The following is a 12,597-nucleotide window of genomic DNA, read 5'->3' as shown; positions in this document are numbered from 1 at the left end:
AAGCAGCTTGCGGGTTTGCGGCGTTGCGGCATTGCCGCAAACCTGTGATATGCTAGCGCTGAAGGAGGAGACGACGATATGGTGAAGCCTGCAGAACGGGTGGTACAAGCCGCCGCAGCGTCAACAGGCCATGAGAAACCGGCGGGCATTCCGGATGCGTTGTTGGTTGAAATGTATCGACAAATGGTGCTCATCCGCCGCTTCGACCGGCGGTGTATCGGCCTGCAGCGTGCAGGACGCATTGGGACGTACGCCCCGATGGAGGGACAGGAAGCCTGCCAGGTGGGGGTTGGACTCGCACTGCGGCCGCAGGATTTTCTGTTTCCAACGTATCGGGACTCCGGCGCCATGATGCTGCATGGGATGCCGATGGACAAGGTACTCTTGTTCTGGAACGGACGGGTGGAAGGATACGAGATTCCGGAAGCGGTGAACGTGTTTCCCGTGGCTGTCCCGATTGCCACTCAGCTGCCGCACGCGGCCGGCGCCGCATGGGCGGCGAAACTGCGCGGTGTCGATCAAGTCGCAGTCGCCCTGTTTGGCGACGGTGCAAGCTCCGAAGGGGATTTTCACACCGCGATGAACTTTGCCGGCGTGTTTCACGTCCCCGCCGTGTTTGTCTGCCAGAACAACCAGTACGCCATCAGTGTTCCGTACCGCCGGCAGACAGCCTCTGAGACGATTGCTCAGAAAGCGGAGGCGTACGGGTTCGAAGGGATTCGCATTGACGGCTGCGACGTGATTGCCGTGTATCGCGCCGTGCAAGCTGCGATTGAAAAGGCAGCGGCAGGCGGTGGTCCCACGTTGGTGGAAGCGCTCACATACCGCTACGGGGCGCATACGACATCGGACGACCCGACCAAGTACCGCAAGCCCGAAGAAGTGGAAGAGTGGCGCGCACGCGATCCGATTGCGAAACTGGGCGGACAGCTGCGCGAGTGGGGCTTGTGGGACGACGAGGCAGAGGAACAGCTCCAGCAGGAGGTTGACAGTCAGGTTTCGACGGCCATCGCGGCGATGGAGTCGATTGAACCGGTGAACCCGGACGACTTGTTCCTCCACATCTACGAAACGCCAACGCCGCGGCTGTTGAAGCAGCGTGATGCCCTGCGGGCGGAGTTGGCCGCGAAAGCGCAAGGGGGGATTGCACCATGGCGCAGTTGACGTTGGTTCAGGCTGTCAACGAAGCGCTGCGTGAGGCCATGCGACGGGACGAACGCGTGATGCTGCTCGGCGAGGACATTGGCGCGAACGGCGGCGTGTTTCGGGCAACCGAGGGCTTGATGGCTGAGTTTGGGGAAGACCGCGTGGTCGACACGCCGCTGGCGGAGTCCGGCATTCTCGGCACGGCAGTCGGCCTGGCGGTCAATGGCATGCGGCCTGTGCCGGAGATTCAGTTCATGGGCTTTATTTACCCAGGATTTGAGCAGGTGGTGTCTCACATCGCCAGGATTCGCATGCGCTCGCGCGGGCGGTTTGCCGTGCCCATGGTGGTGCGCGTGCCGTTTGGAGGCCGCATTCGTGCGCCCGAACTGCACTCGGAAAGCACGGAGACGTTCTTCGCGCACACGCCGGGGTTGACCGTCGTGGCGCCCTCGAATCCCTACGATGCGAAGGGCCTGCTGCTGGCGTCGATTGAGTCCAACGATCCCGTCATTTTCCTCGAACCCATGCGAATCTATCGCGCATTTCGCGAAGAAGTGCCAGAAGGCTACTACACGGTTCCGCTGCGCGAGGCGCGTGTCGTCCAGGAAGGGACGGACCTGACGGTGATTGCCTGGGGCACGATGCTTCGTGAAACCTTGGATGTCGTGCGGAAACTGGAAGCCGAACAAGGCCTCAGTGCTGAGGTGATTGACCTGCGCACGCTGTCGCCCTGGGACGAGGAGACGGTGTTTGCGTCCGTGAACAAGACAGGGCGTGCCGTGGTGGTCCACGAAGCTGTCGGGCATCTGGGGCTAGGGGCAGAGATTGCCGCGAGAATCAGCGAGGCCTGTATTTTGCAGCTCGAGGCACCGGTCGTTCGGATTTCGAGCTTCGACGTGCCGCCCCCGCCGTTTTCGCTGGAAGATTGGCATGCGCCGACACCCGAACGGATTGCGAGCGGGATCGCGGAGGCATTGTCCTTTTAACAGAAACGGGGCGGCGAAGCCCCTTGCGGGTTGAATCCTGCCATACAAGTGAAGGTGCTGGAGGTGAACGGCATGCCTACTGAATTTCGGCTGCCAGACGTAGGAGAGGGCATTCACGAAGCTGAGATTGTACGGTGGCTGGTCAGCGAGGGAGAGACCGTTCGGGAGTTTGACCCCATCGTTGAAGTCCAGACAGACAAGGCGGTGGTGGAACTGCCGGCACCCGCTTCGGGGCGAATTGGTGAAATTCGCGTCCTCGCGGGGGCGCTTGCACACGTCGGGGACGTGCTGGTCACCATCGAAGACGACGATGCGGGTCACGGGCCGCAGGCTGCGATTGATCGGCAGACCCGCAGCGGCGCCATGGCACAGGCCGCCTCAACGACACTGACGGCGGCGCGGCAGGCGGCACCGGGCGCGGGCGTGGGCACAGCGCGGCAGGCATCAGGTGCGGCGCGGCAGGCGCCGTCCGGGGCGCGGCGCCCCTTGGCCACGCCGGGCGTTCGCTATCTGGCCAGGCAGCTGGGGGTTCCGCTCGATGCGGTGCAGGGGACTGGACGCGGCGGGCGCATTCAGAAGCAGGATGTAGAACGGTATGCATCCGGTCAAACCGGCGGGCGACCAGCCGGGACAGGCATTGAAGCAGGGCCCGGGGCGCAGCGTCCTGCGGGCGCAGGGCTGGATGCGGGGGATGTGCGTCCGGCTTCCACCTCCACACGGGTGCCCTTCCGGGGGATTCGCCGGGCGACGGCGGAGCACGTGAGCCGCTCCGCGTTTACAGCGCCGCATGTCACCGCATTCGATGATTGCGAAGCGACGCAGCTGGTGGCGCTTCGCAACCGTTGGAACCAACTGCTGGAACCGGAGGGCAAGCGCGTCACGTACCTGCCGTTTCTGGTGAAGGCGGTGGTGTCCGCGCTGCGTGCGTTCCCGTACTTTAACGCGAGACTCGATGAACAGGCTCAGGAAATCGAATTGCTGCCTGAGTATCACATCGGGCTGGCGGTGGATGCGCCAGATGGGCTGCTGGTGCCGGTGATTCGGGACGCAGACAAACTGACCGTGTCCGAAATTGCGGACGAGATCAGCCGCCTGACGCGCGGTGCCCGCGAGCGCACGCTGAGTCCTCAGGAACTCAAGGGCAGCACGTTCACCATCACGAACATGGGGCCCATCGGCGGGATGTTTGCGACGCCGATCATCAATTACCCGGAGGTGGCCATCCTCGCGGTGCATCGGATTCAGCGTAAACCTGTGGTGCGCGGAGACGACATCGTGATCCGCGATGTGCTGACACTCTCTTTGTCGTTTGACCATCGGATTATCGACGGGGCAGCATCGGTGCGGTTTATGAACCACATCCGCCGGCTGATTGAGAATCCGGAACTCTTGATGCTGGAATTGAAATAGTTGGGAGCCGCCTTTGGGGAGTTGGCGGGGACAAGCGGCTGTGCTACGATGGTCGCAGCGGGATGAGAAGGGGAGCGGGAGGATGCAGTTGGATAAGCTGCGCGATCCAAGTCTGAATCAGTTGTTCGAGGCGATTCTTTCCCTGCAGACCACGGAAGAGTGCTACCGATTCTTTGATGATTTGTGCACCATCGGAGAAATCAAATCACTCGCCCAGCGGCTGCAAGTGGCTCGGATGCTCCGGCAAGGCGCCACGTACCATCAGATTGAATCGGAAACGGGCGCCAGCACAGCGACCATCAGCCGCGTCAAGCGTTGTCTGCATTACGGATCGGACGGGTATTCACTGGTCCTCGACAGGCTGCGCTGAATTTCGCGGGCATCGTGCCCGGGTTCGGCGCAGCCAGGCTTCGTCCGCTGATCACACCATAGAAACAAACAAGACTGGCGAGATCAGGCACGTGACGACTGCCGCCAGAATCATTGACTGGGCCAGGATGGGCGTCATGGCGCCAATATGGACACCGATGATTGCGGCGGCAGCGACGAGACTGAGCCGTGACGACATCAAAAATCCCCCTGCCAGGGCCGCCTTCGTCCCGAATTGACGGAACAGTCGGAGCGCGGGCACGACCTTGACCAGGAATGCGACCATCAGCAATGCGGGCACCCACAGCCACGCCGAGGGTTCGCGAAACGCACCGAAGTGGAAGTGCAGGCCGACGGAAATGAAAAACATGGGGATGAGAAAGCCGTATCCCAGTCCGTGGCAGTACGTTTTTAAACGCTGCTTGTGGGCGAACGGGACGGCAGACACCACCATTCCGGCGAGGAAACTGCCGAGAATCGGCTCGGCGCCCGTGAAGTCCGCGAACGCGCACGCACCTGCCACGAGTGCCAGCACGGCCCGCATGCGCATTTGCGAGTCGCCTGCCAACCGGCGCACCGCTGCGATACCGCGCATCCACTGAATCGCGAAATAGGCACCGACACCGGCAGGCAGAATGGACAGGGCGAGTAAAAAGTCGAGGGCCGACCCGGAGGTTCGAACGCTGACAAAGAGCGACACGAACAACATGGTCAGAAAGTCGGCAAACAGGGCGCACAGCAGCAGGGTTTGTCCATAGGCTGTCGCGAGCGTACCGGTCTCCTCTAAAATCGGAAGGATGACACCGAGCGACGTGGTGGCGAACAGGAGCGTGAGCATCCAGGGATGCACGCCCGGACTGAAGCGGGCAAGGACCCACGCGCAAGCAAAGCTCAGCAGCAACGTGGCACAAAACATGGCGGCGGCGAGCGTCAGCGGGTTTTCTTCGGAGGCTTTCCAGGCACTTGGGTGGAGCTGCTGAAACTCCACTTCCATGCCGGACAGAAACATGAGAAAGAGCAGGCCGAAGTCGCCCAGTTGATTGATCCACAGCAGTTCTTCCGAACTGACATGCGCAGACCCGAGGTGCAGCATGACACCAAACAGCAGGTACGCGACAGAGGACGGGATCCGCAAAAGTGGAATTTTGCTCACCGCCGCACTGAACACAAAGGAAGCGGACAGGATGAGCAGGAAGACTCGAAGGGTTTCACTCATGATAGGGCACCTCCAATCGAGGGCGCGGCACGCTGTCGACCCGACACTTGATTGTACGCAGAGAGGGACAACCATATGAAAGAAGGGAGCGGGACAAGCATGCTGACGGGGGCAGATGGTAGCGTTGAGTTCTTCGACACACTGGAGCAGACGGACTGGAATCGTTCCTTGCAGCGCACCTTGATTCACTGGCTGGGGCCGCGCGAGACATACGATGTGTTGGACGCGGGGTGCGGCGCGGGGCGGTTCGCAACGCATTTGGCACAGCGAAGTCGAACCGTCGTTGCGCTGGACTCTTCGCCGCTGATGGTCGAACGCGCCAAGCGGAGTGCGGCGGACTATGGGTTGACCAACATGCAGTGCGTCGTCGGGAATATCCGGGCCCTGCCCTTCGCGGACGGCACTTTTGACCTCGTCACGTGCTTGGATGTGTTGTTCATGTTTGACGATCCCGTCGATGGCCTCCGCGAACTGGTGCGGGTGGCCAAGCCGGGGGGGCAGGTCGTGATCCTCAACCCGTCCGACAAGATGAACCCCTGGTCCGCCCAGACGTACTGCGAGGCACACGCATTCAAAGACTTTCAGCGGGACAGCTTCCTGGCCTGGTCGACCGCGGCGGCCCGCCGGCGGCTGTACGATGAGTATACTTGGGCGCACATGGCGGAGGCATGCGGCGCCAAGTGGAAGGATTCACTCAGCCTGATGGATGGCTTGGTGGCTGTATTCCGACTGGTGGTGGAAGAACCAGTCGGGATGATCCAAGGGATGGACCTGCCGACCGGGGTGGCTGCCACCGACGGTGCGGCTGTGGAGGCTGAATTGTCGGGGGAAGGGCCAGAAGCGGCCGAGCGGCTGGAGGGCGAGGGTGATTTGGGTGTGTAGCGCGTGAGGCTTCGGGTGCACCAGGCTGCGAACGTCAAATTTTTGTCGAAAATCGGCTGGAAAATGTCGCATATTTGCACGTTGAACGAGAAATTAGGATTGATTTTGTGATACAATGTATGATTGTTGAAGATAGAAATCAGAATGTTATGGGCGGGGTATGAACGCGCGCGTTGCGCGACCACTGAACGTTAGGAGACGTGGCACGTGAAACTTTTAGAGAAGGTCCAAGAGCTAAGCAAATTACTGAGGTCGGCAAACGATCAAGTGGAGTTTCATGAGGTTGCGGAGTTTTTGAGCCGGATCATGAGCTGCAATGTTTACATCGTTGGGCGCAAGGGCAAGGTCCTTGGTTATGGCGTGGCAGAGCACGCGCTGACGGAAGAGTGGCTGGAGATTATGACTCGTGAGCAGCGCTTCCCGGGCGACTTCAACAAGCACCTGCTGCGCATCGAACAGACGACCGCCAACATCCAGGACAAGGAACCGTTCTATGTGTTTTCGCCCGAGGAGAACGAATCGTTCCGGTCGAAGCACCTGACGATTGCCCCGGTCATCGCAGGCCGTGAGCGGCAGGGCACCTTGCTGTTCGCCCGTTCGGCGAATCCGTTTGACGATGAAGATCTCGTCCTCGCCGAGTACAGCGCCAGCATCGTCGCACTGGAAATTGTACATGCCCGGCAGCAGCGCAAGGAAGAAGAAGGCCGTCAGCGTGCGCTGGCGCATCTCGCGGTCGAATCCCTGAGCTTCTCCGAGCTGCAGGCCGCGAAGTATCTTGTGGACGCGGTGAAGGAAGCACCGGACGGGATTGTGGTCAGCAGCCAGATTGCTGATGAACATGGCGTGACCCGCTCGGTCATCGTCAACAGCATTCGCAAGCTGGAGAGCGCAGGCACCCTCGAAAGCCGCTCACTCGGTATGAAGGGCACGCACTTGCGGATTTTGAACCCGTTCGTCGAGGAGGAAATCAACCGCCAGTTCGATCGATAATCGAAGGGTAGGTTGTTGCTGGTTGTGTGAGTCCCCGGGCCGGGCGTGGGTTTGACCCGCGATCGCGATGGACAGGCCAGCGATGGATAGGCCTGCGATGCGGCCGGGATCAACCTGTTCCGCCGTTGCAGGTCTCGGCAAAAGACGCATCGGCCGCCAAGAGCGCCAAGTGTGGGTGAATTGATGCCACACTTGGCGCTTTTTGTGCAGGCGGGACGGAGCCCCCCGGTCTCTCGGGCAGGAAAAGGTAGGAAACACGCCGTATTGGCGGGGGAGGGGGCGTGATTAGGTAGGAAACACGCCGTATTGGCGAGGGAGGCGCTTGCGCCTGAGCGGGATAGGGTAGGAAACACGCCGTATTGGCGGGGGAGGGGGCGTGATTAGGTAGGAAACACACCTTAGTCGCGGAAGGGGGGCTTGCTCGGGGCGCGATTAGGCAGGAAACACGCCGTATTGGCGGGGGAGGGGGCGTGATTAGGTAGGAAACACACCTTAGTCGCGGAAGGGGGGCTTGCTCGGGGCGTGATTAGGTAGGAAACACGCCGTATTGGCGAGGGAGGCGCTTGCGCCTGAGCGGGATAGGGTAGGAAACACGCCATATTGGCGGGGGAGGGGGCGCGATTAGGCAGGAAACACGCCGTATTGGCGGGGAGTCGCTTGCGCCTGAGCGGGATAGGGTAGGAAACACGCCTTAGCCGCCTCAGCCGGGCGCGCGCAAACCCCGTGCCCGCGGCAAACCTCGTGCCGGCGCGCAAACCTCGTGCCCGCGCACGAACCCCACACTCATCCCCCGCGCCCATCGCCCCAAAGCCTGCCAAAGCCCGCTCCTCAGCTTGCCTCCATGGCCTTCGGGAGGGCCTTCCAGTAGTAGCACAGGGTCCGCAGGCCCTTGTCGAAGTTGTCCAGGTGGAAGTGCTCGTTGGGGGCGTGGAAATTCTCGGTGTCAAGCCCGAAGCCAATCAGGACCGCGGGGAGGCCGAGCAGGCGGTCGAAGGTCTCGACAATCGGGATCGACCCGCCCATGCGTGTGAACACCGCGCGCACGCCGTATGCGTGCGTGTACGCCTCTGCGGCCAGCTGAATGGCTGGGTGGTCAAAGGCGGTGACGTAGGGATTCCCGGTGTCCATCCGCTGCACGGTCACGTGCGCACCCGTGGGTGTGTGGGCGGCAATGTGTTTCTCCAGGAGGTCCAAAATTTTCTGCGGATCCTGATTGGGCACCAGCCGGCACGTGATTTTGGCGTGGGCTTCTGCGGGAATCACCGTCTTGGTGCCTTCCCCTTCAAATCCGCCGTAGATGCCGTTGATCTCGAGCGTCGGCCGCGCCCAAACGCGCTCCAACACGCTGAACTCCGGCTCGCCGACGAGGTCGTCCGCACCGTTCAACCCCAGTGCCTTGGCGTAGTCCGTCTCCTTCAGGTCGAGCTGTTGATAGGCTCTGCGTTCTTCGTCCGTCAGCGGCTGCACGTCATCGTAGAACCCCTCGACCAACACCCGCCCGGCCTTGTCGTGCATGGACGCGAGCAGCTCTGTCAGCGCGTGGATGGCGTTCGGCGCCGCGCCGCCGTAAATGCCCGAATGCAGATCGCGGTTGACGGTTCGCAGGTCCACCTGCAGTGCGGCAAGCCCGCGCAGGCCGTAGCACACGGACGGCTGCCCTGGGCCGTACATGGTGGTATCGGAAATCACCAGCAGGTCGCCGCGGAAGCGGTCCTGGTTGCGTTCCAGGAAGGCGGGCAGATGGGCACTGCCAATTTCCTCTTCTCCCTCAATACACAGCTTCACGTTCACCGGCAGGGCACCCTCTGTTTGCAGCAGGGCCTCGAACGCTTTGAGGTGCATGAAGGTCGGCCCCTTGTCGTCGGATGCGCCGCGTGCGTACAGGCGTCCATCGCGAATGTCGGGTTCAAAGGGCGGGGTCGTCCAGAAATGGAGCGGATCGACCGGCTGCACGTCGTAATGGCCATAGACGATCACGGTCGGTGCGCCGGCGGCATGCAGCCAATCCGCGTACACCACGGGGTGCCCGCCGGTGGGCAGCAGTTCGACGTGCTCAAGGCCGATTTCCCGCAGGTGCGCGGCGAGGAACTCCGCACACTGCAGCACGTCCGTGCGGTGGGCTGGATCAGTACTGATGCTGGGATAGCGGAGCAGCGCTTTCAACTGCTCCAGGTGTTCTGCTCGATGTGCCTCTAAATACGATGCGTAGTCCGTTGTCATCAGGACCCTCCTTTGCGGTATGTATGTCAAATGAAGCAGATGCTGCCGAGGACAGCCGGAAGATTTGGCGTGTGTCCAGTGAATTCGTTCAGGGCGTGCAATACCGTATTCTCAAATCGACGCACAAGCGGTATGCGGTTGCTTCTCAGCCATGATAAGCCTGTGCGCAGAGGGAAGGCAAGTCAAAGAGAGCCTTTGTCACGAGCGTCATGTGTCTGTATACTGTGGATAGCCTGACACTTTCAGGTGTAGAACGGAGGCACGCGAAATGGCTGACCTGAAGCGGGTTGTTGAACAACTGAAAAACAACAGCTGCACTTGGTTTGAGGGACGCGCCTGCCATCCAGAAGCTGCGGAAATTGACCGGATGATTGGCCTGGCGCGGCAAGTGCTGCTGCCCAATTATTTTTCTTCCGCGAACGTCGAGAAATTGTGCGCGCAAATGCAAGAGTTGCGGACCATCATGGCCGGGCAGATTCACCGCGCGATGTTTCAAAAGTGCATCGAAAAGGATGCGACAGTGGAAACGCGGGCGATTGCGGAGGCGCAGGCAGATGCCGTGATCGAGCGATTCCCGGAGGTCCAGCAAATCCTGCACGAGGACGTCGTGGAAACGTACAACGGAGATCCGGCGGCGACAGGGTATGACGAAATCATCCTGACGTATCCGGGGATTTTTGCGCTGACGGTGTACCGAATCGCGCACGTCATGGTCGAATTAAACATCCCGCTGCTGCCGCGGATGATGGGTGAGCACGCCCACCGTGTCACGGGGATTGAGCTGCATCCAGGCGCCACCATCGGCCGCGGTGTCATGATTGACCACGGCACAGGGATCGTTGTGGGCGAGACAGCCGTGGTCGGGGACCACGTGAAAATTTACCAAGGTGTCACGCTGGGTGCGCTGTACTTCCCGCGGGATGAATCGGGATCGATGGTGCGCAAGACCAAACGCCACCCGACTGTGGAAGATTACGTGGTGTTGTACGCGAACGCAACCGTGCTCGGCGGGGACACGGTGATTGGTCACCACAGCGTGATTGGCAGCAACGCGTGGATTACAGAAAGCCTGCCGCCGTATTCGAAGGCGCTGTATCAGACGGAGACGGTGGTGCACACGAGAGGCGTCTAATCGACGCGAATCGACCTCCATCGACCAGCCGCAGCCGGCTTGCAACGGGTTTTTGCGGGCGTCCGGGACAAAAGTCCTACGTGTTTTGTGTCGAAAGGCCCATGTTGAAGCCGGACCTGCATGGTACATTGTAGTCAACCCTTTACCCCTTTGATGGCGCGCCGCTACCCGTGGTTGCGCTGTTTTTTTACCCTCGCGCAGCGGCTCGGCCGCAGGCCGCAGCCAACGGTGGCATCAAATACCCGTCCGGCTGCGGCATCAAGCTGCTGTTACTGCATCAAACGGTAGGGCACGGTCACGACCTTCACGGACTTGTTCAGCAGGAGCCACGCCATTAAATAGCTGCCCGTCTTGTTATGCAGCAGTTTATGCCACCAGCGCCGCGTGATGAACTGCGGGATGACGATGGTGATGTGCTCCGGATTGTATTTGCCCAGCTCAAACTCGACAAATCGCTGCAGGCGCCGCGCGACGGCGCGGTACTGCGAGTGAATCGTAATGAGGCGAATCCCCGACCCGAGGCGCTCCCAGTCGCGCTCAATCTTTTCTTGCTGTCGTTTCATCTGGTCTTCGCTGTCGCCGCTGATGACGGTCACGGCGACCACGTTCTTGAAGTTGCTCGCCGCGTACTGAAGGGCCCGGACCGACGCTTTGTTCACCGAGGCAATTGGAACGATGGTGATGCCTTCCGTGGTCGTCTCAAACGGCTTCGAGAAGTCGTACCGCAGCTCTTCGCGGATGCACTGGTAGTGCTTGCGGATTTTGCTGAACATGATGACCATCAAGGGCACGCAGACGAGAATCATCCAGGCGCCGTCTGTGAAGTGTGTCACCAGGAAAATCACGCACGCCGCCGCAGTCATCAATAACCCGAACATGCTGCCAATGGCGGACGGAATCCAGTGCTTGCCCTTCTCCCGGAATTTCCGGGCCACCATCCCCAGCTGTGAGATGGTAAAGGTGTAAAACACGCTGACGCCGTACAGTGGAATCAGGCGGCTGACATTGGCGTCGAACGCGATGGTCAAAAGGAGCGAGATGAACGTCAGGAAGATGATTCCGTTGCTGTACACGAGACGGTCGCCTTTGTGCAGCACCCAGCGCGGCATATAGCCGTCCCTGGCCATCGAGGACCAGAGCGCAGGGCAGCCGGTAAATGCGGTGTTCGCCGCAATGGCGAGAATGCACATCGTCGAAAACGAGATCACGACGGTGACGGCATACCCAATGCCGCTGGTTCCAAACAGCGTGAGGGCTTCCTGGTTGATGAGCGGAACCTGCGGATTGTACGTCAAGCCGTGGACGGTGGCCACGCCGGACACCACAAAGAACAGCAAGCTCAAGGTGATGACCAGGGTCAACAGCAGCCGACGCGCCCGCGCGCTGGAAGGTTCCTTAAACACGGGGACGGAGTTGGAAACGGCTTCAATCCCTGTCAAGGCGCTACAACCGTTTGCAAACATGCGCAGGAACAAGTACAGACTCATCCCTTGTACCATGTGAACGCCCGCTGCCGTTGGAACATGAATCTGCTGGGGGTGCGCAATACCTTCAATCAGGGCGGTGAACCCAAGGAGGATGATACACCCGACAAAGAGGTACGTAAACGGAACGAAAACGGTTGCAGATTCACCGGTCCCTCGCAGGTTCAACAGCATGATTGCGAGCGTCAAAATGATGTTGAACAGAAGCTTATGGGTGCCGACAAAGGGAATCACCGGTCCGATTGCGTCGATGCCGGATGCCACAGAGACAGCGACTGTCAGGGTGTATCCGATGATCAGCGTCGATGCTGCGGAAAGTCCGAACGGCTTGCCCAGGTCATTGAGCCCGATGGCGTAAGCGCCGCCGCCCATTGGATAATGCCGAATGATGTTTTGATAGGCAAGGTATAGAAGAAATGCGAGTACAACAATCACGCCTGTACCCAGCATGGAGTAACCCAGGACGTCACTGATATACGACTTTGCAGCGCCAGCTGCAATGAGTACGGCCAAAACGGACTCCATCTGGTCCGTTGCGTACGCCACGCTTGACAGGGCATCTGGCGTGAGCACCGCCATCCCGCGCAAAACGCCAATACGCACATGCTGGTCTTCGCGAGTCTTCAATGGTCTTCCAACCAACCAGCGTTTCATGCTTTCTACCATATCCGTGCGCAGCTCCATTCTGTTCGCTACCCAGGTTGCGTTACATCACTGGTGCCATGCGCACGACTGTACATGAGAAACAACGCGACCGCAAAG

10 protein-coding genes are annotated in these 12,597 nt (G+C 60.3%); 7 read left to right on the top strand and 3 right to left on the bottom strand.

Features of this window, described 5'->3' with window-relative positions:
- Window positions 1-78 precede the first annotated feature (78 nt).
- The 4 genes from pdhA (at window position 79) to JI721_RS03495 (ending at window position 3,912) form a co-directional block, all read left to right on the top strand.
- Complete coding sequence (pdhA, locus tag JI721_RS03510; protein WP_274456702.1) at window positions 79-1,164, top strand: pyruvate dehydrogenase (acetyl-transferring) E1 component subunit alpha; 1,086 nt, start codon at window positions 79-81, stop codon at window positions 1,162-1,164.
- A complete protein-coding gene (locus JI721_RS03505) occupies window positions 1,152-2,132 on the top strand; it encodes an alpha-ketoacid dehydrogenase subunit beta (protein WP_274456701.1) in 981 nt (326 codons plus the stop codon). Before pdhA ends, JI721_RS03505 begins: the two co-directional genes overlap by 13 nt.
- A gap of 72 nt (window positions 2,133-2,204) precedes the next feature.
- Window positions 2,205-3,542, top strand: a complete 1,338-nt coding sequence (locus JI721_RS03500) for a dihydrolipoamide acetyltransferase family protein (RefSeq protein ID WP_274456699.1) — start codon at window positions 2,205-2,207, stop codon at window positions 3,540-3,542.
- Between the two features lie 82 nt (window positions 3,543-3,624).
- Window positions 3,625-3,912, top strand: coding sequence for a YerC/YecD family TrpR-related protein (locus JI721_RS03495; RefSeq protein WP_274456698.1), 288 nt, complete (start codon window positions 3,625-3,627; stop codon window positions 3,910-3,912).
- Between the two features lie 51 nt (window positions 3,913-3,963).
- Here JI721_RS03495 and JI721_RS03490 read toward each other — a convergent pair whose 3' ends face one another.
- A complete protein-coding gene (locus JI721_RS03490; RefSeq protein ID WP_274456697.1) occupies window positions 3,964-5,127 on the bottom strand; it encodes a cation:proton antiporter in 1,164 nt (387 codons plus the stop codon).
- Window positions 5,128-5,202: 75 nt separating this feature from the next.
- On the opposite strand from JI721_RS03490, the gene JI721_RS03485 reads away from it, so the two are divergent.
- Together JI721_RS03485 and codY are read left to right on the top strand one after the other, a co-directional pair.
- The gene (locus JI721_RS03485) at window positions 5,203-6,009 is read left to right on the top strand and encodes a class I SAM-dependent methyltransferase (RefSeq protein ID WP_274456696.1); all 807 of its coding nucleotides are present in this window, start codon (window positions 5,203-5,205) and stop codon (window positions 6,007-6,009) included.
- A 207-nt stretch (window positions 6,010-6,216) separates the two neighbouring features.
- Entirely contained in the window at window positions 6,217-6,999 is a 783-nt protein-coding gene (gene codY / locus JI721_RS03480; protein ID WP_274456695.1) for a GTP-sensing pleiotropic transcriptional regulator CodY, read from the top strand.
- A gap of 828 nt (window positions 7,000-7,827) precedes the next feature.
- On the opposite strand, the gene JI721_RS03475 is transcribed toward codY, so the two are convergent.
- Complete coding sequence (locus tag JI721_RS03475; protein ID WP_274456694.1) at window positions 7,828-9,219, bottom strand: dipeptidase; 1,392 nt, start codon at window positions 9,217-9,219, stop codon at window positions 7,828-7,830.
- 268 nt (window positions 9,220-9,487) lie between these two features.
- On the opposite strand from JI721_RS03475, the gene epsC reads away from it, so the two are divergent.
- Complete coding sequence (epsC, locus tag JI721_RS03470; protein WP_274456693.1) at window positions 9,488-10,351, top strand: serine O-acetyltransferase EpsC; 864 nt, start codon at window positions 9,488-9,490, stop codon at window positions 10,349-10,351.
- A 269-nt stretch (window positions 10,352-10,620) separates the two neighbouring features.
- Here the strand turns inward: epsC and JI721_RS03465 are convergent, their stop codons facing one another.
- Window positions 10,621-12,462, bottom strand: a complete 1,842-nt coding sequence (locus tag JI721_RS03465; protein ID WP_274456692.1) for an APC family permease — start codon at window positions 12,460-12,462, stop codon at window positions 10,621-10,623.
- Window positions 12,463-12,597 lie beyond the last annotated feature (135 nt).

The sequence above is a fragment of the Alicyclobacillus cycloheptanicus genome (assembly GCF_028751525.1).
In the GTDB taxonomy this organism is placed as follows: Bacteria; Bacillota; Bacilli; order Alicyclobacillales; family Alicyclobacillaceae; genus Alicyclobacillus_L; species Alicyclobacillus_L cycloheptanicus.
Note: the sequence above shows the minus strand (reverse complement) of the source record. Positions and strands in the feature narration are given on the sequence as shown.

Coding starts and splice junctions, on each gene's coding strand:
- pdhA (WP_274456702.1), top strand. CDS start 79: ATGGTGAAGCCTGCAGAACGGGTGGTACAAGCCGCCGCAGCGTCAACA.
- JI721_RS03505 (WP_274456701.1), top strand. CDS start 1,152: ATGGCGCAGTTGACGTTGGTTCAGGCTGTCAACGAAGCGCTGCGTGAG.
- JI721_RS03500 (WP_274456699.1), top strand. CDS start 2,205: ATGCCTACTGAATTTCGGCTGCCAGACGTAGGAGAGGGCATTCACGAA.
- JI721_RS03495 (WP_274456698.1), top strand. CDS start 3,625: ATGCAGTTGGATAAGCTGCGCGATCCAAGTCTGAATCAGTTGTTCGAG.
- JI721_RS03490 (WP_274456697.1), bottom strand. CDS start 5,127: ATGAGTGAAACCCTTCGAGTCTTCCTGCTCATCCTGTCCGCTTCCTTT.
- JI721_RS03485 (WP_274456696.1), top strand. CDS start 5,203: ATGAAAGAAGGGAGCGGGACAAGCATGCTGACGGGGGCAGATGGTAGC.
- JI721_RS03475 (WP_274456694.1), bottom strand. CDS start 9,219: ATGACAACGGACTACGCATCGTATTTAGAGGCACATCGAGCAGAACAC.
- epsC (WP_274456693.1), top strand. CDS start 9,488: ATGGCTGACCTGAAGCGGGTTGTTGAACAACTGAAAAACAACAGCTGC.